At 65.8% G+C, this 18,319-nt stretch carries 15 protein-coding genes; 4 read left to right on the forward strand and 11 right to left on the reverse strand.

Annotated features, from left to right (window positions below):
• Positions 1-336: 336 nt before the first annotated feature.
• Positions 337-651: a hypothetical protein gene (locus tag QMX85_RS14965; RefSeq protein WP_282342118.1), complete on the reverse strand. Its 315-nt coding sequence runs from the start codon at positions 649-651 to the stop codon at positions 337-339.
• Between the two features lie 155 nt (positions 652-806).
• Here QMX85_RS14965 and QMX85_RS14970 point away from each other — a divergent pair, with 155 nt between their 5' ends.
• Positions 807-1,772, forward strand: coding sequence for an integron integrase (locus QMX85_RS14970; protein ID WP_282342120.1), 966 nt, complete (start codon positions 807-809; stop codon positions 1,770-1,772).
• Between the two features lie 138 nt (positions 1,773-1,910).
• Here QMX85_RS14970 and rimO read toward each other — a convergent pair whose 3' ends face one another.
• Together rimO and QMX85_RS14980 are read right to left on the reverse strand one after the other, a co-directional pair.
• Entirely contained in the window at positions 1,911-3,236 is a 1,326-nt protein-coding gene (rimO, locus tag QMX85_RS14975) for a 30S ribosomal protein S12 methylthiotransferase RimO (RefSeq protein ID WP_282342122.1), read from the reverse strand.
• Between the two features lie 113 nt (positions 3,237-3,349).
• Positions 3,350-3,946 carry a cyclodeaminase/cyclohydrolase family protein gene (locus tag QMX85_RS14980; RefSeq protein ID WP_282342124.1) on the reverse strand — a complete coding sequence of 199 codons (597 nt, stop codon included), beginning with the start codon at positions 3,944-3,946 and terminating at the stop codon, positions 3,350-3,352.
• A gap of 146 nt (positions 3,947-4,092) precedes the next feature.
• Here QMX85_RS14980 and QMX85_RS14985 point away from each other — a divergent pair, with 146 nt between their 5' ends.
• Positions 4,093-4,581: a CinA family protein gene (locus QMX85_RS14985; protein WP_090228264.1), complete on the forward strand. Its 489-nt coding sequence runs from the start codon at positions 4,093-4,095 to the stop codon at positions 4,579-4,581.
• Between the two features lie 32 nt (positions 4,582-4,613).
• Positions 4,614-5,441, forward strand: a complete 828-nt coding sequence (nadE, locus tag QMX85_RS14990; protein ID WP_282342127.1) for an ammonia-dependent NAD(+) synthetase — start codon at positions 4,614-4,616, stop codon at positions 5,439-5,441.
• Positions 5,442-5,454: 13 nt separating this feature from the next.
• On the opposite strand, the gene QMX85_RS14995 is transcribed toward nadE, so the two are convergent.
• Both QMX85_RS14995 and QMX85_RS15000 read right to left on the reverse strand, forming a co-directional pair.
• Positions 5,455-8,100, reverse strand: coding sequence for an excinuclease ABC subunit UvrA (locus QMX85_RS14995; RefSeq protein ID WP_282342129.1), 2,646 nt, complete (start codon positions 8,098-8,100; stop codon positions 5,455-5,457).
• A gap of 81 nt (positions 8,101-8,181) precedes the next feature.
• A complete protein-coding gene (locus QMX85_RS15000) occupies positions 8,182-8,460 on the reverse strand; it encodes a DUF3509 domain-containing protein (RefSeq protein ID WP_090228256.1) in 279 nt (92 codons plus the stop codon).
• Between the two features lie 326 nt (positions 8,461-8,786).
• Here QMX85_RS15000 and QMX85_RS15005 point away from each other — a divergent pair, with 326 nt between their 5' ends.
• Complete coding sequence (locus tag QMX85_RS15005; RefSeq protein WP_282342131.1) at positions 8,787-9,023, forward strand: hypothetical protein; 237 nt, start codon at positions 8,787-8,789, stop codon at positions 9,021-9,023.
• 271 nt (positions 9,024-9,294) lie between these two features.
• Here the strand turns inward: QMX85_RS15005 and QMX85_RS15010 are convergent, their stop codons facing one another.
• The 6 genes from QMX85_RS15010 to QMX85_RS15035 all read right to left on the reverse strand — a co-directional run bounded on the left by QMX85_RS15010 (position 9,295) and on the right by QMX85_RS15035 (position 18,263).
• On the reverse strand, positions 9,295-10,560 hold the full coding sequence (locus QMX85_RS15010) for an AcvB/VirJ family lysyl-phosphatidylglycerol hydrolase (protein WP_282342133.1): 1,266 nt from the start codon (positions 10,558-10,560) through the stop codon (positions 9,295-9,297).
• Positions 10,560-13,175, reverse strand: a complete 2,616-nt coding sequence (gene mprF / locus QMX85_RS15015; RefSeq protein WP_282342135.1) for a bifunctional lysylphosphatidylglycerol flippase/synthetase MprF — start codon at positions 13,173-13,175, stop codon at positions 10,560-10,562. Before mprF ends, QMX85_RS15010 begins: the two co-directional genes overlap by 1 nt.
• A gap of 208 nt (positions 13,176-13,383) precedes the next feature.
• A complete protein-coding gene (locus tag QMX85_RS15020) occupies positions 13,384-14,616 on the reverse strand; it encodes a cytochrome c (RefSeq protein ID WP_282342137.1) in 1,233 nt (410 codons plus the stop codon).
• Positions 14,613-16,376, reverse strand: a complete 1,764-nt coding sequence (locus QMX85_RS15025) for a GMC family oxidoreductase (protein WP_282342139.1) — start codon at positions 16,374-16,376, stop codon at positions 14,613-14,615. The genes QMX85_RS15020 and QMX85_RS15025 overlap by 4 nt, the downstream gene beginning before the upstream one ends.
• A 5-nt stretch (positions 16,377-16,381) precedes the next feature.
• Complete coding sequence (locus QMX85_RS15030; protein ID WP_282342141.1) at positions 16,382-17,119, reverse strand: gluconate 2-dehydrogenase subunit 3 family protein; 738 nt, start codon at positions 17,117-17,119, stop codon at positions 16,382-16,384.
• 481 nt (positions 17,120-17,600) lie between these two features.
• Positions 17,601-18,263, reverse strand: a complete 663-nt coding sequence (locus QMX85_RS15035; protein WP_282342143.1) for a DUF4145 domain-containing protein — start codon at positions 18,261-18,263, stop codon at positions 17,601-17,603.
• Positions 18,264-18,319: the final 56 nt, after the last annotated feature.

Below are 18,319 nucleotides of genomic sequence, written 5' to 3' on the forward strand. Positions count from 1 at the left end.
CAAACCAGGGCTTGGCTGGCGGTGTCAAGCGATGCGGTATAGGTAGTCAAAAGGGCTTCTCCCATGCACTGATTTGAGCGCTAATTATATGATATTTATGGATAATTTCCAAAGTTGATGACATTGGGCTTTAGCCCGTCCCAGTGAGCGAAGCGAACGGTTTGAACCAGTTGTTATGTACTCTTAATCCGTAGCCAATGCTTTTTTGAGTTTTCCTGGCGTTTGATTTTGCCAGTTTTTATAAGCTGACTGGAATAAGGAGAAAGATTTATTTTTAGATCAGTAATCCTGCATATAAATAAATCCGTCCCTTTTTTCGTTATATTTTCGTTATATTTATGGCTTGTAAATGGTAAAGCCTTCATCATGCTCATCTTTTAACATGAGCTGCACATGTTCAGGCGCTTCCCACTCAACTTCACGGAATGCATTTAAAAAGGCAGAGATGTCCAAGTGATTAATTGCAGCAATGAACAAATCACACTGCATCGCCTTGCCACCGCCAGCTTTATCATCAACCTTAACTAGCTTCCAGCCACCATAATTCTTACTAAGGTATTCGTTCAGTACATCAACGTTAGGTGTGGATGCTTCACCTACCGAGCCATCTTCGATCATTGTAGAAAGTATAATATCGGTTACATGGCTCATTCAATTTCTCTCAAAATATAACTATAAATAGACACCAAATGGTGTGATAACGCTTTGGCGGCCTGTGGTGGATAACATTCCTTGTCCTCTTTGCGGTCGCTGTCTAGGCTGGGAAGTGCAGCGGTCTGGATGACCGTATAAGGGAGTTATGCGCCATGGACGGAAAGCCTCGGTTGCTCGATCAAGTACGCGAGCAAATTCGCTTGAAACATTACTCGATTCGCACTGAGCGAGTCTATTGCGAGTGGGTTCGTCGGTTTATTCGATTTCATGCTTATCGTCACCCGGCGGAGATGGGGGCGGCGGAGGTGGAGGCGTTCCTGTCCGATCTGGCGGTGCGTCGGGATGTGTCGGCCTCCACGCAGAATCAGGCACTGGCTGAGTTGCTGTTTCTTTATAAACAAGTGCTCAAGCTGGAGCTGCCCTGGCTGGGTGAAGTAGTGCGGGCCAAGAAGCCAGTGCGGTTGCCGGTGGTATTGAGTGTCGAGGAAGTGAAGGCGGTGCTGGCGCAGCTTGAGGGTGAACTGTGGCTGATCGCCAGTCTGCTGTATGGCTCTGGTATGCGTTTGATGGAGGTGATGCGTTTACGGGTAAAGGATGTGGATTTCACCGGGCAGCAGATCGTGGTGCGTGACGGCAAGGGCATGAAGGACCGCGTCACGGTATTGCCGCAACGCCTGCGTGAGCCGTTGCGTAAACACTTGCTCGCAGTGAAGGCCGTGCACAATGCGGAGTTGCTGGCCGGGCGTGGTGATGTGTACCTGCCGCAGGCGTTGGAGCGCAAGTATCCCAAGGCACCGTGGGAGTGGGCGTGGCAGTACATGTTTCCGGCGCAGGGGTTGTCGACCGACCCTCGCAGTGGCAAGCGGCGGCGCCATCATGTCGATGAGAAGCGCTTGCAGCGTGCTTTCAAGGTGGCGGTGCGCGCGACAGGCATCGCGAAGCTGGCGACTCCGCATACGCTCCGCCATTCATTCGCCACGCATTTGCTGGAAAGCGGCCAGGACATCCGCACGGTTCAGGAGCTACTGGGTCACGCGGATGTGAAAACCACGATGATCTATACGCATGTGCTCAATCGTGGCGGCCTTGCAGTGCTTAGTCCGCTGGATCGGCCATGAGCCAAAGCGCTCGCCTCGTGCGCGCGGTGCGCATGGCGCACCCTACGGCTGGTCATTTCGTGGCGTTTTCGGCCCTCTTCCCCAGCCCCTCTCCCATGAATGGGAGGGGGGAGCAGTAGGGAGCTCTCGATCAGGAGATCAAACCAGCTCGGCCCACATGTCGTACTCGTCGGCATCGACGATGCGCACGCGGACTTTGTCGCCGGGTTGGACGGCGGTGGTTTCGATGAACACGCTGCCGTCGATTTCCGGGGCATCGGCCCAGGAGCGGCCGACGGCGCCTTCGTGGTCGACTTCATCGATCAGCACGTCCATTTCCAGGCCGATCTTGCGTTGCAGGCGCTCCGTGCTGATGGCTTGCTGGTGCGCCATGAAGCGGTCCCAGCGCTCCTGCTTGACGTCGTCGGGGACGATTTCCAGGTTCATGTCGTTGGCCGGCGCGCCGTCCACCGGGGAGTACTGGAAGCAGCCGACGCGGTCGAGCTGGGCTTCGGTGAGCCAGTTCAGCAGGTACTGGAAGTCTTCTTCGGTCTCGCCGGGGAAACCGACGATGAAGGTGGAGCGGATGGTCAGCTGCGGGCAGATCTCGCGCCACTGCTTGATGCGCGCCAGGGTGCGGTCCTCGAAAGCCGGGCGTTTCATCGCCTTGAGCACTTTCGGGCTGGCGTGCTGGAAGGGGATGTCGAGGTAGGGCAGCAGCTTGCCGGCGGCCATCAGCGGGATGACGTCATCTACGTTGGGGTACGGGTAGACGTAGTGCAGGCGCACCCACACGCCCATGCTCGACAGCGCCTCGCAGAGTTCGAGCATGCGTGTCTTGACCGGGCGGCCGTCCCAGAAGTCGGTCTTGTATTTGAGGTCGACGCCGTAGGCGCTGGTGTCCTGGGAGATCACCAGCAGCTCCTTCACGCCGGCCTTGACCAGGCGCTGGGCCTCGCTGAGCACGTCGCCCACCGGGCGGCTGACCAGTTTGCCGCGCATGCTGGGGATGATGCAGAAGCTGCAGCTGTGGTTGCAGCCCTCGGAAATCTTCAGGTAGGCGTAGTGGCGCGGGGTGAGCTTGATGCCCTGCGGCGGCACCAGGTCGATCAGCGGGTTGTGCTCGATGTTCGGCGGCACCACCTCGTGCACGGCGTTGACCACCTGCTCGTACTGCTGCGGGCCGGTGACGGCGAGCACGCTGGGGTGCACGTCGCGGATCGCACTTTCCGACACGCCCATGCAGCCGGTGACGATCACCCGGCCGTTCTCGGCCAGCGCTTCGCCGATGGCGTCCAGCGACTCGGCCTTGGCGCTGTCGATGAAGCCGCAGGTGTTGACCACCACCACGTCGGCATCCTGATAGGTGGGCACGACTTCGTAGCCCTCCATGCGCAGCTGCGTGAGGATGCGCTCGGAATCGACCGTGGCTTTCGGGCATCCGAGACTGACGAAACCCACTTTGGGGGCGGTGGCGGTGGACATGGCGGCTAACCTCGAGGAGCGCTCCGGGAGGCGCCCTTGATCAAAAAGTGCGCAATTCTAGCGGCACGTCCGGGTCTTGGATAGCCTCGGCGTCGGTTCCCGCCGATTGGTCGCTAATGGCTGGCTGCGCGGATCTGCCCGAGGTGCCGGTCCGCCTCGTCCTGAACCTGCCGGCGCGCCATGCGCAGGCGCCGGCGTTCGCTCTCGTCCACGAGTTCGCGCAGGTCCACGTCGAGGTTGATCAGCAGCGCGCTGAGCCCCGCATGCAGGAGCAGGGCGCCGGCCTCGATATCGCTGACCAGGGCATCGGCGGTTTGCGGCCGCGCCTCGCTCGCCAGTGCCAGGGCCTGGGCGCAGCAACGTGCGGCGTCGAGCGAAACCGCCGAGGTCTTGCGCGCGGCACGCTGCCGGTTGGGCGCCTGGGTGTCGTCGTGGCGCAGCGCTTCCATATAGTCGGCGAAGGCCAGCACGTCGGCATCGGCGTAGTCGGCGAGGGCGTGAAGCAGGGTTTCCACCTGGGCGATCAGCGCGCCGCGCACGGCTTGCGGCTGTTTCGCCTGGGAGGTGCGCAAGGCCATCAGCACCAGCGCCAGGCCGAGGTTGGCGCTGACCACCGCGGCGGCGCCGCAACTGGGTGTGGGCGATGGCGCGGCGACCGCGTCGCGGAACCGGGTGAGGCTCTGGGACCAGAGGGTTTCGTTGCGCGGCATGGGCGATCTTCCTGGCAGACCCGCTTTTGAGCGCGCCCGCCGCCGAGCGTTCATTCAGCGGCCTGTCGTCCGGCAACCGGCCGCGTGCGGGAGCGTTGCCGATCGTGGCCTGTCTACCGTTCAGGCAACCACGAGCGTGGAAAGTCATGCGGATCGAAGCCATCGTCGAGTATTTCAAGGAGCACCACCTGCTGCTGGCGACAGCCGAGTCCTGTACCGCGGGCAACATCATCACCCTGTTGGCGTCCTGCCCTGGCAGCGGGCGCTATCTGGACGCCGGCTACGTGGTCTATTCGCCGGATGCGAAGAAGCGCCTGCTCGCGGTGCAGCAGGCCACCATCGACCGCTTCGGACTGACCAGCGAGCAGGTCGCCCGCGAGATGGCCGCCGGTGCGCTGCGTGACAGCCCGGCCAATGTCGTGGTCGCCACCACCGGCGTCGCCGGGCCGGATGGCCTCGATGGGATCGCGCCGGGCACCGTGTGCTTCGCCTGGGCATTCAGTGGGCAGGAGGAACTGCGCCTGTTTTCCCGCACCGAGCATTTCCCGGGCGACCGGATGGCCGTGCTGGACGCGGCATCCAGTTTCGCGCTGGCTGAGATCCCGCGCCTGCATGCCAGCCTCGCCCGCCGTTGAATCACTTCTCCTTTCAGCATGGAATACAGCCTATGAGCAACGACCTTTCCAGCCGTCAGCAACGCATCATCCGTGACCTGCAGGTGAGCCCGGAATTCGACGCGGCGAGCGAAGCGCGGCGGCGCATCGACTTCCTCGTCGCGCAGATGCGCAACAGCCGCCGGCATGTGCTGGTGCTGGGTATCAGCGGCGGTGTCGACTCCAGCGTGGCCGGGCGCCTGGCCCAGCTCGCCGTGCAGCAACTGCGCGAGGAGGGCGAGCCCGCCACCTTCATCGCCGTACGCCTGCCCTACGTCGAGCAGCACGACGAGGCGGACGCGCGTGCGGCACTGGACTTCATCCAGCCCGACGAGCTGTTGCGGGTCGACATCGGCCCGGCCAGCGACGCGCTGCTGCGGGCGACCAGGGACGCCGGACTGACCTTTCGCGATGCGGCGCAGGAGGATTTCGTCCTCGGCAACATCAAGGCGCGCCAGCGGATGATCGCCCAGTACGCCATCGCCGGCGCGCGCGACGGCCTGGTGATCGGCACCGACCACGCGGCGGAGGCGCTGATGGGGTTCTTCACCAAGCACGGCGACGGCGCCTGCGATGTGGCGCCGCTGTACGGGCTGAACAAGCGCCGCGTGCGCGCCGTCGGCCGTTGGCTCGGGGCTCCCGAGGCGCTGACCGAGAAGGTTCCGACTGCCGACCTGGAAAGCCTGCGCCCCGGCCACGCCGACGAAACCGCGCTCGGCGTGCGCTACGAGGAGATCGACGATTTCCTCGAGGGCAAGCCGGTGAGCGAGGAGGCCAGCCGGATCATCCTGCGCACCTACGACAACAGCGCGCACAAACGGGCGCTGGCGGTCACGCCCTGAGGCCCCGCGCCGCTCAGCGCTGCAACTGCGCGCGCAGGTAAGGCGCTGTCCGGCTCTCCTTGCTGCGCGCCACCTCGTCCGGCGCCCCGCAGGCGACCACGCGGCCGCCGGCGTCGGCAGCGCCGGGGCCGATATCGATCACCCAGTCGGCCTGCGCCACCACCGGCATGTTGTGCTCGACCAGCACCACCGTGTTGCCGTCATCCACCAGTTCGCCGAGCTTGGCCATCAGCCGGTCGATATCCAGCGGGTGCAGGCCGGTGGTGGGCTCGTCCAGCACGTAGAGCGTGGCGCCGCGCTGGCTGCGTTGCAGTTCCGAGGCCAGCTTGATGCGCTGCGCTTCGCCGCCCGACAGCTCGGTGGCGGGCTGACCGAGGCGCAGGTATCCCAGGCCGATGTCGCGCAGCAGGCGCAACGGACGCAGCACGGCGGCTTCCTCGGCGAAGAACCCGCAGGCGTCGTCCACGGTGAGTTGCAGCACCTCGGCGATGTTCTTTTCCCGCCAGGTGACTTCCAGCGTCTGCGGGTTGTAGCGCGCACCCTGGCAGGCCGGGCAGGGCGCGTAGACGCTCGGCATGAACAGCAACTCGACGCTGACGAAGCCCTCGCCCTCGCAGGTGGCGCAGCGGCCCTTGGCGACGTTGAAGGAGAACTGTCCGGCATCGTAGTGACGCCGCCTGGCCTGCGGCGTGGCGGCGAACAGCTTGCGCACCCCATCGAACAGCCCGGTGTAGGTGGCGAGGTTGGAGCGCGGCGTGCGGCCGATCGGCTTCTGGTCCACCTGAACCAGCCGGCGGATGCGTTGCATGCCGTCGACCACGCGCCCCTCGGTCGCCGGCAGCACGGCATCCTCAAGGCTCGGTTCCTCGCCGTCGGCGGCGGAGACGGCATGGCCCAACTGGGCGCCGACCAGTTCCAGCAGCGCCTGGCTGACCAGGCTGGATTTGCCCGAGCCGGATACCCCGGTGACCGCGCACAGGCAGCCGAGCGGGAAGCTCACGTCCAGCCCGCGCAGGTTGTTGCGGGTGACGCCTTCCAGGCGCAGCCAGTCCGATGCCTGGCGCGGCGTCCGTTCGACCGCCTTCCGGGTACCGAACAGGTATGCCCGGGTCTGCGAGGCCTCGACGTCGGCGAGCCCGGCCGGTGGGCCGCTGTGGAGGATGCGTCCGCCGTGTTCGCCAGCCGCCGGGCCGACGTCCACCAGCCAGTCGGCCCGGCGCATGGTTTCCAGGTCGTGCTCGACCACGAACAGCGAGTTGCCGGCATCCTTCAGCTGCTGCAGGGCATCGAAGAGCGCTTCGCCATCGGCCGGATGCAGGCCGGCGGAAGGCTCGTCGAGCACGTAGATCACGCCGAACAGCTGCGAGGTCAGCTGGGTGGCCAGGCGCAGGCGCTGCAGTTCGCCGGACGACAGGGTCGGCGTGCTGCGTTCCAGCGCAAGGTAACCAAGGCCGAGGTCGGTGAGGGTTTTCACCCGGACCAGCAGGTCCGCGGCGATGCGTCGGGCGGCCAGGCGTTTCTCCGGCGAGCGGTTGGCGGTGCGGCGCACGTCCGGCGCGCCGGCATGCGTGGAGCCGCCGGCGGCGCTGCGCTGCTCGCGTGCGGCCTTTGCCGTGGGTCGGTCCGCTGGCGCCGGAGCGGGGGCGTCCGCGGACGCGTCATCGGCGACCCTGCGCAACACCTCAGCCAGTTCGAGCAGCGGCATCTGCGAGAGGCTGCCGATGTCCTGCCCGGCGAAGGTCACCGACAGCGCCTCGCGTTTCAGCCGCTTGCCGTCGCACAGCGGGCACGGGCTGCCGACCATGAACTGCGAAACACGCTTCTTCATCAGCGCGCTTTGCGAGTGGGTGAAGGTGTGCAGCACGTAGCGCCGCGCCCCGGTGAAGGTGCCCTGATAGCTCGGCTCCAGCTTGCGTTTCAGCGCCTGGCGCGTCTCCTCGGGGCTGAGCCCGGCGTACACCGGCACCGTCGGCTGCTCGTCGGTGAAGAGAATCCAGTCGCGCTGCTCGCGCGGCAGGTCGCGCCAGGGAATGTCCACGTCGTAGCCCAGCGTGACCAGGATGTCGCGCAGGTTCTGCCCCTGCCAGGCTGTGGGCCAGGACGCCACCGCGCGCTGGCGGATGCTCAGCGAGTCGTCCGGCACCATCGAGCGCTCGGTGACTTCATAGACGCGCCCCAGGCCGTGACATTGCGGGCAGGCGCCCTGCGGGGTATTGGGCGAAAAGTCCTCGGCATAGAGCATCGGCTGCTCCGGCGGGTAGTCGCCGGCCCGCGAGTAGAGCATGCGTACCAGGCTCGACAGGCTGGTGACGCTGCCGACCGAGGAGCGCGTGCTCGGGGTGCCGCGCTGTTGCTGCAGTGCCACGGCCGGCGGCAGGCCCTCGATGGCATCGACATCGGGCACGCCGACTTGGTCGATCAGCCGCCGGGCATAGGGCGCCACCGACTCGAAGTAGCGCCGCTGCGCCTCCGCGTACAGCGTGCCGAACGCCAGCGAGGACTTGCCGGAGCCGGAGACCCCGGTGAACACCACCAGCGAATCGCGGGGAATATCGACATCGACGTTCTTCAGGTTGTGCTCGCGTGCACCGCGCACGCGGACGAAGCCGGAGTTGGTGGACGCACGGACAGGGGCGGGCTTGCGGCGGGACGGAGGCATGCTGCGGACTCGTGAAGACGGGGCGAAAGACTTACAAAGAAAAACCGCCCCGAGAGGCGGTTCTTTTCTTCCAGCGACGGCTCAGACGTGGCTGTAGGCCGGCAGGCCCGAGCGACGCAGACGGCTGAGGGTTTCCACCTGCGGCAGTTCGCCGAAGTGCAGCGCCACGTCGCGTTTCATCGTGTTGACGAAGCGCTCGCGCTGGAATTCGTCGGATACCTGGGCGGCGCAGGCGGCACGCTTGACCAGGCTGCCATCGTAGTTCTTGAGGGTCACGAGACAGCCGCGGTCAGGGCGGGCGACGGCGGTGACTTCGTAGTCGGGGAAAGCGGCAGTTACGGCATTGAGCAGATCGTTCATTTTTTAGTTATCCAAAGCAGTTCAATTCCGCTTTGTTATCGCAGCATGCGTGCCAACTTCGTGTCTGTTATAAATCAATGACTTACATTAAATGATGGCGATAAGCTGCTAGCAGAATGCACGAATGGTCGGAAACGACCTTGCAAATCGCGCAATGGTTCCCGGTGAGGTCTCTTACTTCCGGCGTCTGAATGGCTGGCCGGCCAGGTTCCGCCACGGTAGGCGCATGCCCCGGAACGTGAGGAAACTGACCGAGCGACCGGTTAATCGAACTACTTGCCAGGCGGGGCGCTCGAAACCTCACATGCAGTGAGAAGGACATGAAGATGAGCCAGACCGATCGCCCCAGCCAATCCTCCATCGACCGCACGCCGCCCAACCTGCCCAAGCAGGATCTGGCCGGCAACCCGGTGGATGTGGTGAGGAAGGACATCACCCGCGATGACGAAGCGACCGAAACCGTCGACAAGGTGATCACGCCGACCACCATCAAGACCAAGGAGCAGGAGGCCGATGAAATCAATGCGGGCGCGGATCGCGTGGAGGGCCTGCTGAAGCGCTGAATCCGACCGCGTCACCGGGGCGCCGCCGATGGGGCGCCGAGTAGCCAAATGCCTACACACGCTGTCGCGGCTTGGCTCTACCGGGGTGTGCGTGCGCGCCGTAATCTCTGCCCTACGGATGGCGCGACGGATCGCACGAACCGCAGGATGAACCACCGAGCCAGGACGGCGCCTCGACAGGGATTTCGAGTCGGTACCACACAAACCCGCTTCGGCGGGTTTTGTGTTTTCCGGGGTTCGGGAAAAGCCGCGCGTGGCGCCGGAGCCACGCTTACGGCGTGGTCCGGGCCTTTATCGCATCGAGCAGGCGCGCGGCCAGCGCCGGGTAATCCTGGTCGTAATGGTGGCCGCCCGGCAGTTCCAGCGGTTGGCCGCTCAGCTCACCCAGCGTGCAGCCGGTTTCCGCCTTTTCTTCGACGCCATAGACGCACAGTACCTTCGCCGCCGGCAGCTTGCTCAGCTCGGGGCCAATCGGCGCTTCTTGATTGACCTTGCCCAGCCAGCCCTGCACCTCGATCTCGAAACCGACGCTGCGTTCGGGCGCCAGCAGGATCAGCGAACTCACCGTGTCCTGGGTCGCCGCCGGCAGCCGGTTGTAGATCGGCGGTAGCACGTTGGCGCCGAACGAGTAGCCGATCAGCGCGAAGTGCTTCACGCCGCGGGTTTCCTGGTAGTGCTTCATCAGCGCGGCGAGGTCGCTGGCGGAGCGCTCCGGACTCTTGCGTTGCCAGTAGTAGCGCAGCGTGTCGACGCCGATCACCGGGTAGTTGTGCAGCGCCATCTGCTCGGCGACATCGCGGTCGAGGTCGCGCCAGCCGCCGTCGCCGGAATAGAACAGGCTCAGCGTGTCGACCGGGTCCTTGGCCGGCACGTCGACCACCGGCATGGCTTCGCCCTGGCCGGCGAGCAGGCTCTGCAACTGCTGATCGAGCAACTGCGGCAGCGGCGTGTCGTAGTCGGCGATCTGCGTATGGGCGTTGTCCAGCGCACGGGCGAAGCGCGCGCTGGGATCGTCCGGATTGTCGTTCCAGGCGATGGTCCACTGGCCGTGTTCTGCCCGTTGCGGCAGCACGTCGGGGCAATCCGGCGTCGACAGCGAGAAACCGACCGACAGCGCGCGCGCCTGGTCGCTGCCCTGGGCCGCCAGCCAACGCCAGGCGAGCACGCCGCCTGGGCCGATACCGGCGACCAGCGTCGGCGCCTGTTTCAGCTGCGCCGCGGCATCGTTCATGTGCTGGCGTTGCTGTTCGCAACTGCCGGGCTGGAGAACGTACTGCACCAGCAGCGCGCCGCGCTCGGCCAGATTCAGCAGTTGCGCATCGCTCAGCCCCTGGCCCTCGGGTACGGCTACGACCACGCGCGCGCCGATCTTGCCCGGTGGCACGGCCAGGGTCACCGCGCTGCCATCGGACAGCGTCGGGTGTTCGAGTTGCGCCCTCGGCGGCGGCTTGAGGAACCACCAGGCCACGCCCAGCGGCAGGCACGACAGTACGAGGAGGGTTGTCAGCGTCTTGCGACGGGAGAGCGATAAGGCCATCAGCGTTTCACCAATCCAGTCAGGCCGCCGGCGATCAGCGCGGCGGTGTCGGCCAGGGCCAGTAGTGGGTTGAGTCCCGCGGGAACGGCCATGTAGCGCGGTTCCCATTCGGGGTCGAACTTGTCCTTGAAGCGGCGCAGGCCCTGGAAGTTGTAGAACTGCTCGCCGCGCTGGAACACCAGCGAGCCCAGGCGCTGGGCCAGTGGCGCGCCACGGCGCACCTGCAACCCGGCCAGCGGCACCATGCCGAGGCTGAAGTGCGCATACCCGGCCTCCTTGAAGCGCAGGATCAGGCCGAGCATGAGGAACTCCATGGTCAGCTTCGGCGCCTTCGGATGCACGCGCATCAGGTCGAGGCTGGCGACTTCCTTCTGGTCGGTCTCCAGCAGGCTGGCGAAGGCCACCGGCTGGTCCTTGTCGAGCACCACGGCGATGCGGAAGTGGCGCAGGTAGTCGGTGTCGAAGCGGCCGAGGGAGAAGCCCTTCTCGCGCGCCTGCTTGCCCTGCATCCAGGCTTCGGAAATCGCCGCCAACTGCTCCATCGGCGCCTCGCCGGGCGCATGGATCACCAGGCTGAGACCGTCGCGCTGGCCGCGGTTCCAGGTGTAGCGCAGGTCTTTCTTGCCCTTGCTGTCGAGGTCGAAGGTGGCCAGGTCAACGCTGGCTTCCTCGCCGAGCTTGATCGCACTCAGGCCGATGTCCATGTAGTACGGCAGGTTCTCGGCGCGCACCTGGTAGAACACCGGGCGGGCGCGGTAGTGGTCGCAGAGGTCGCGGAACTGCCAGATCAGCTCGCCGCGTTCGGCGGCCGGGCCGATCGGGTCGAACAGCGCCACCAGGCTGCGGCCGCGTCGTGCGTACATCAGGAAGGCATCGCCGTTGGGGTGGAAGAGGATCGCCTTGTCGCCGGTGAGCACCAGGCCGCCGTCCGGTTGATCGGAAGCCTTGATGATGGCGAGCGCGCGTTGTAGCTCGGCCTCGTCGGGTTCGAGGATTTCCGGCGGCTGCGGGCGCAGCAGCCAGACCAGGCCGAGGATCGCCAGCAGCAGGAAGCTGCCCAGCGTCGCCCGCAGCGAGCGCGGGGTGTTGGCGTCGACCGCGAATTGCCACCACAGCTCATGGTCGTAGGGCACGTTCTGGTAGACGAAGAACATCAGCCAGGTCGAGGCCGCGAGCACGCACGCCGCGGCCACCAGGTTGACCGACGAGAGCGGCATCTCCAGCAGCCGGCTGGGGCGGTAGAAGGCCTTGCGGAACACCGCCAGCAGCGCGGCGGTGATCGACAGCAGCATCGCCTCTTCCCAGTCCACGCCCTTGAGCAGCGACAGCCCGGCACCGACCACCAGCAGGGCGAGGGTCAGCGCCCAGGCGGCCGACAGGCGCTGGCGCAGGCCCTGGGCGAGCAGCAGGCAGAGCACGCCCACCAGGCTGGCGGCGAGGTGGGAGATGTCGATCAGCCGGTGCGGAATGAGGAAGCGCAGGGTGTCCAGGCGCTCGTCGATGGCCGGGGTCGCGCCGGAAAACAGCAGCACCACGCCGGCGAAGAACACCAGCAGCGAGAGCACCGGTGCCGCCAGCGTCGAGGCCAGGCGCAGGGCTTCGCGGCCGGCGCCGAGGAAACGCCGGGCTTCGTCGGCGAGCAACAGCAGGCAGCCGAGCACCAGCGGCAGGCCGACGTAGATCAGCCGGTAGATCACCAGCGCGGCGGCCAGCGGCGCGGCGCCCAGTTGGCCGGCGAAGGCGGCCAGCAGCACCGCCTCGAACACGCCGATGCCGCCGGGAACATGGCTGAGCACGCCGGCTGCCAGCGCCAGCAGGTAGACCAGCAGGAAGCTGCCGAACGGCGGCGCCTCGGGCAGCAGCAGGTAGAGCACGGTGGCGGCGGCGCTGACATCGACCAGGGTGATGAACAGTTGCAGCAGCGACAGCTTCGCGCCGGGCAGGCGCAGCTGCCAGCGCGACACCTGCACCTCGACGCTGCCGGGCACGCCGCCTTGCGGCAGGCGGCGGCGCGAGAGGAACAGCACCAGCGCGGCGCAGCCCAGCAGGATGGCCACGGCCAGCGCGCCCACCAGCGGCGCCGGGAGTTTCAGCGCCTGGGCGGCGGCCGGCAGGTCGCTCAATGCGGCGAGTGCGGACAGCGGCGGCAGTGCGCAGCCCAGCGAGAGGCTGGCGAACAGGCTGATCCGGGCGATGTCGCCGGCGCTCAGCTCTTCGCGGGCATACAGCCGATAGCGCACCGAGCCGCCGGAGAGCAGCGAGAAGCCCACCGCGTTGCCGATCGAGAAGGCGCAGAAGCTGCCCAGCGTGAGTCGCGAGGCCGGCAGTTTCACCCCGGCGTAGTGCATCGCCGACCATTCATAGCCGAGCAGTGCGACGAAGCTCAGTGCCGTGGCGGCGAGGGCGCCATAGATGCTGGCCTGGGGTACGTCGAAGAGCGCGGCGCGCAGGCCGTCCGGATCGAGTTCGTGCAGCAGGTGCCAGCACGCCAGCAGGCCGAGCGCGAACAGGATCAGGGTGAGGGCGAGGCCGATGGGCTGGCGGTAGAGACTCAGGCGGTCGAGCCAACCAAGACGGGGGATGGGGCTGACGGCGACTTCGACGGGTTCCTGCATTGCGGCTCTCAGTGGCTGAACATGTTGCAGAGTGTGACCGTTCGGACTGCGGACCGCACCTCCGTCGGGAGGATTTTTTGTCCGGGCCGTCCACGGCTGTGAGGCAAAGGGTAGGTGGGTTTCGGGTCAAGGAAAGAAAAAGGCCACCCGATCGGGTGGCCTTTTCGTTACGCCAGCGAAGCGCGTGGCGGATGGTGCGTTGCGCCGCTCAGCGCTCGTTCAGGCTGTCCCGCAGATCGGTCACCTCGGCGCTGGAAACCGGGGAGGCGGAGTTGCCCCAGCTGTTGCGCACGTAGGTCAGCACGTCGGCGATGTTCTCGTCGCTGAGGTTCCAGGCGAACGACGGCATCGCCGGTGCGGTGGGCGCCGCCTCGGTGCCGCCAGCGCGGCTGCCGGCCAGTACCACGCGGATCAGCGAGGTGCTGTCGGCGGCGTTCACCAGCGGCGCCTTGGCGAGTTTCGGGAAGAGATGCGCGATCCCTTCGCCGGAATCGACGTGGCAGGCCGAGCAGCGGTCGGCGTAGATCGCCTTGCCGGCCACCATCGCCGGGCTGTCCGCGGCCAGCGGTTCGACGGGCTTCGGCCAGTCGGTCCGCGGGTCGTCCTTCAGGTAGACCGCGACCGCCATCAGGTCCTCATCCCTCCAGTGCTGGGTGGAGTGCTCCACGGCTTCGGCCATCGGCCCGGAGGCGATGTCGAAACGGTTGGCGCCGGTCTTAAGGTACTGGACGATTTCCTCGACGCTCCAGGCGCCGATGCCGTTGTGCGGATCGGCGGTGATATTCGGCGCGACCCAGCCCTGCAGGTTGGCGCCGGCGAGGAAGGCGTCGTTCTTGTCGCCGCCGGTGATGCTTTTCGGCGTGTGGCAGGTGCCGCAGTGACCGAGGCCCTGAACGAGGTAGGCGCCGCGGTTCCATTGCTCGGATTTCTTCGCGTCGGGCTTGAATTCGCCCTCCTCGAAGTTGAGCAGGTTCCAGGCGATCAGGCTGCTGCGCACGTTGAACGGGAACGGCAGCAGATTGGTTTCCACCGGGTTGTGTACCGGTTGCACCGTCTGCAGGTAGGCCCAGATGGCCCGGTTGTCCTCACGGCTGACCTTGGTGTAGGCGGTGTACGGCATCGCTCCGTACAGGCGCTTGTCGCCCGGCGCGTGGCCTTTGGACATGACGTTCTGGAAGTCCTCGAAGCTCCAGCCACCGATGCCGCTGTTGGGGTCGGGGGTGATATTGGCGCCGACCAGCTTGCCGAACGGGGTGTCGATGGTCACGCCGCCGGCGAACAGCGGCTTACCTGGCTGCGTATGGCAGGCCGTGCAGTCGCCGAGGGTCGTCAGGTAGCGGCCTTTTTCCACCAGACTGTAGGAGTCGCTGCCGGTGACGGCGTGGGCCGCGCCAACGCTCAGGGCCAGCGCGCCGAGGCAATGGGAGATTATCGTTTTCATACGTTGATCATCTCCCCCGGACGCTTGAGATAGAGCTTGCGGATCGCGTCCGCCGCCTTGTAGGCGAGGGCGCCGACGGTGCCGGTGGGGTTGTAGCCCGGGTTCTGCGGGAAGGCCGAGGCGCCTACCACGAACAGATTGGGCACGCCCCACACCTGCAGGTGCTTGTTCACCGAACTGGTCGAAGGGTCGGCGCCCATGACGAAGCCGCCGACCACGTGGGAGGACTGGTAGGAGGTGTTGTTCCACGGGCCCTTGCGCGGGTTGGCGAACATCAGCTTCGGGTTCAGCGCGCGGGCGATCTCGGCGGTACGCTCGGTCACATACTGCGCCATGCGCAGGTCGTTTTCGTTGAAGTCGAAGGTGATGCGCAGCAGCGGCCGGCCGTGGGGGTCGGTGTAGTTCGGGTCCAGCGAGAGGTAGTTGTTGGGCGAGCTGTAGTTGCTCGCCTCGCAACCGATGGACATGCTGTTGGCGTAGTACTTCACTGTGGTCTTCTTCCACTCCGAGCCCCACCGGGGAGTATCCGGCGGTACCGGTCGCGCGTTGATCGGCGCGGCGCCGATGGGCGTCACGCGGGTGCTGCCGCCGCCGACGAAGCCCAGGCCGGAATGGTCGAAGTTGTCGTTGTTGAACTCGTCGATGCCCATGCCGATGGCGCCGCCGCCGATGAAGGGGTTGAAGTTCTTGTCGTCGAAGAACAGCTTCACGTCGTTCGCGGTCTGGTAGGCGTAGTTACGCCCGGTGGTGCCGTGGTTGGTGAGCGGGTCGTAGGGCTCGCCAATGCCCGAGAGCAGCATCAGACGCACGTTCTCGAAGGTGAAGGCGGCGACCACCACGATGTCCGCCGGTTGCTCCCACTTCTCGCCGTTCTCGTCGACGTAGATGATCCCGGTGGCACGTTTGCCGGTGCTGTCCTTGGTCACCTCGAGCACTTCGCAATGGGTGCGCGCGGTGAAGTTGGGCATGCGCACCAGCGCCGGCAGCACGTTGACGATGGCGCTGGCCTTGGAATAGTTGGCGCAACCGTAGTTGGTGCAGAAGCCGCAGAAGGTGCAGGGCCCCATGGTCACCCCGTATTGGTTGGTGTAGCCCTGGGAGGCCAGTGCCGACGGTACCGGGAACGGCTTGTAGCCCATGTTGCGCGCGGCCTCGGCAAACAGCGTCGGGGCGAAGGTCTGCTGGGTCGGCGGATTCGGATAATCGCGCGTCCGCGCGCCCTCGAACGGGTTGCCTCCCTCGACGATCTTGCCGGCGATGTTGCCCGCTTTGCCGGAAACGCCCGCGACGCGCTCGAAGGCGTCGTAGTGCGGCTCCATTTCCTCCCAGGTGGTGCCCCAGTCCTGCAGGCTCAGGCCCTCGATGGCCTGTTCGCCGTAGCGCTCGACCAGGTGGCTGCGCAGGCGAAATTCCTCGGGCTGGAAGCGGAAGGTGATACCGGCCCAGTGGTTGCCGGCGCCGCCGGTGCCGTTGCCGGGGTGGAAGGAACCCCACGTGCGCATCGGCAGCGCCGTCTGGCTCGGGTTGTTGCGCATCGTGCAGGTGTTCTGCCGGGTCTGCAGCATCAGTTCCTGGCGCTGCGGGTAGCGCAGTTCGTCGGCGGCCGAGGCAACGTTGAAGTCCGACGCGGTATCGCGCCAGGCGCCACGCTCGAAGCCGACCACGCGCAGGCCTTCGTCGGCGAGCTCCTTGGCGATGATCGAGCCGGCCCAGCCGAGCCCGACCACGGCCACGTCGGTAGCGGGGAGTTTCTTGGCCATGCCACTCATCCTTTGCGATTCCATGCCGAGCTGCCGACGATCGACAGCGGGATCAGGTCCAGCTTCTCGTTGTGCCGGGCGATGTAGGGGCGGTAGTCGTAACGCGCGCCGGGGAAGCCGAGCATCTTCCAGCTGACCATGTCGCGGTTGCCGCCGTAGATCGGGTCGGCGAAGAAGCCTTCCATGGTGTTCTTCAACACCTGCTCGAAGAACGCCTTGGATTCGATGCCCTCGAACGCGATCTCACCGCTCTCCAGGCCCTTGAGCACCTGGTCACGCTGGGCGTCGTCCAGCTCGCTGAAGCGCTTCTTGAAGGTTGCCTGGCAGTACTTGCCCAGTTCGGCGAGGCCGGTGCGGTAGCGGTCGCGGGGCACCAGCGGCGATTTCGGCTCGACGCCGGGGACGAACGGCCCCTGCTGGTAGAGGCGCTCGAAGGTGCCGTAATGGGTCATCAACTGGCGGTCGATGAAGACCGCGCAGCCGGCGTCCTTGCCACTCGGCGAAAGTTCGTCGGCAGGGACCAGTCGCTCGACGATAGCCTCGACCTCGCGCGCCTCCTCTTCGGTGAAGAACTGCCAGCCGTCTGCCTCGTAGTGCATCGGGCCGTTGTGGTCGAAGGGTATCCATCCGGGCGTACCGACCACGGTGGCCGCCTTGGCGCTGGCAGCGGCACCGACGGCGAGCGAAGCCGCCGACGAGACAAGGATCTGCCGCCGGGTAAAGCCTTTGGATTTATCGGTCATGGGAGGCTCCTGCGATACGCGTCTGACGAGCCAGGGGGCTGCTCGCCGAAAGCTGCGTAGTCGCTATCAGTTCACGGTGGTGCCTTTGCCGTGCAGGCGCAGGCGCAGGCGGAAACATCCACGTGGGGGCACGCGACCTTCGAGGGGCAGGAGGCCAGGTCGGTGCGCTGCACCGGAACCGATAGGGCCGTCGTCCATTGGTCGTCTCTTCCCGACGTTCTTACAGGGTAAGGTGTTGCAAATTGTCGCAGTGAAAAAGTTGTGCAATTCACTGTTACAAATTTGATATCAATCCATCCGGTTTTGTTCCCGCCTCGTCTGAGGCCCCGTCAGCCGTGGCCTGTAGCGGGTCGAGGGTAGCCAAGCGGCACGCCGGCCAACGGGCCGGACATTTGAAGTCTCCGGTTCCTGGGAGGCCAGGGGCTCTTTTCGGGTAGGGGAACGCGGCGGTCGGGAGACGGCGCGCGGACACGGAACTGCCTCAGCCCGCGCGCCGTCGTGGCGCTGCGATTCCCGCGCCGGGACGGGAAAACGCGAACAGCAGGAAGGTCTCGGTGAAGTCCAGCAGCTCCTGGGCTTCCTCCTCGGCGACGTCGTCGTCTAGCAGTGTCGCGGCGCTGCCCTCGATGCGGACGAAATGGCCCCAGGCGGCCAGCGTGGAGGGGATGACCCCTTCGTTGCGCAGGCGATGAAAGCGTTCGCGCAGGCCGGGGATTCCGGGCAGCAGATCATGGCTGGCGAGGTCCAGCGCGCTCACGCAGAGCGTCGCGCAGGCTTCGAAGTCGCCAAGCGCCAAGCGTGCGCGGGCTGCGGAAAGGCGATCCGCCGGCTGCAACGGCGTGGCGAAGGGGGCGGGGATCGCCCGTGGTTTCGGATACACCGCCTGGACGATGAACGGCAGCGCCGGTGCGATCTGCCCGCCGTGACGCGGGAGGGTGATGGAGCCGGGACCGTCGAGCGGGCCGTCGAGCCCGGCCGAGGCCAGCAGCACGTCGATACGCCGCGCACAGGCGTTGCAGCTCATCTGCAGGCGCCAGCGCGAGCCCGACTCGCTCTTGCGCAACAGCACCTGCCGGCACGAGGTGAAGGTGCGCTTCGCCGCCAGGCAATGCGGGCAGGTTCCGACGTAGTAAACAGTACCCATCTGCGCTCTCCACTGCGGCGACCGATGTGTCCGGGCGTTGTAGAAAGCTCCGACCA

The organism is Pseudomonas sp. PS02288 (genome assembly GCF_029959715.1).
Taxonomy (GTDB): domain Bacteria; phylum Pseudomonadota; class Gammaproteobacteria; order Pseudomonadales; family Pseudomonadaceae; genus Pseudomonas_O; species Pseudomonas_O kuykendallii.